Annotated in this window: 3 protein-coding genes; all 3 read left to right on the top strand. The window is 34.3% G+C overall.

Annotated elements, in window-relative coordinates; all coding sequences use genetic code 11:
• The coding region (locus tag CLCOS_RS21240; protein ID WP_275507149.1) for a PduL/EutD family phosphate acyltransferase at positions 1–171 on the top strand (171 nt) is incomplete at its 5' end.
• A gap of 48 nt (positions 172–219) precedes the next feature.
• Positions 220–510, top strand: coding sequence for an ethanolamine utilization microcompartment protein EutM (gene eutM, locus CLCOS_RS00375; RefSeq protein WP_013237863.1), 291 nt, complete (start codon positions 220–222; stop codon positions 508–510).
• A gap of 74 nt (positions 511–584) precedes the next feature.
• A partial coding sequence (locus CLCOS_RS00370) for a BMC domain-containing protein (protein ID WP_153042889.1) occupies positions 585–677 on the top strand: 93 nt, incomplete at its 3' end.

The following is a 677-nucleotide window of genomic DNA, read 5'->3' as shown; positions in this document are numbered from 1 at the left end:
GTGCATGATGGACAGACAGTAAGTATTAAAGTTGATGGACCACGTGGTGGAATTTATAATAATGTTGCAATTAGAGCAAATGATACTTCAGCTTTAGAATGCCATATTGACACAGAGGAAGCAAATGCAATGTGTGTTGGCAACTCATCAAAAATTACAATAGTAAAATAGTAAAATTATAAATTATAAAATAACAGTATTTGGAGAGGAGAAATAAAAATGAAATCTGATGCATTAGGAATGATTGAAACAAAGGGGTTAGTAGGTTCTATAGAGGCTGCAGATGCAATGGTTAAGGCAGCTAACGTTAACTTAATAGGAAAAGAACATGTTGGCGGTGGTCTTGTAACAGTAATGGTAAGAGGAGATGTAGGAGCTGTAAAGGCAGCTACTGATGCTGGTGCTGCAGCAGCACAGCGTGTTGGAGAATTAGTTTCTGTTCATGTTATTCCTCGTCCACACGTTGAAGTTGAAACTATCCTTCCTAAAACTGGTTTAAAGGAAGACTAATATTAGAAGATATAGGATATAAGATACAAAGTAAAAAATAAAAAAAATAAATTATAAACTAGGAGGAAATAAAAATGAAATATGATGCATTAGGAATGATTGAAACAAAAGGTTTAGTAGGTTCAATTGAAGCTGCAGATGCAATGGTAAAGGCAGCTAATGTTTAT

Origin of the sequence: Clostridium coskatii, assembly GCF_001675205.1 — a bacterium.
GTDB classification, from domain to species: Bacteria; Bacillota; Clostridia; order Clostridiales; family Clostridiaceae; genus Clostridium_B; species Clostridium_B ljungdahlii.
Note: the sequence above shows the minus strand (reverse complement) of the source record. Positions and strands in the feature narration are given on the sequence as shown.

Excerpts from the sequence above, each read along its gene's own strand:
- eutM (WP_013237863.1), top strand. The coding sequence starts at position 220 with ATGAAATCTGATGCATTAGGAATGATTGAAACAAAGGGGTTAGTAGGT.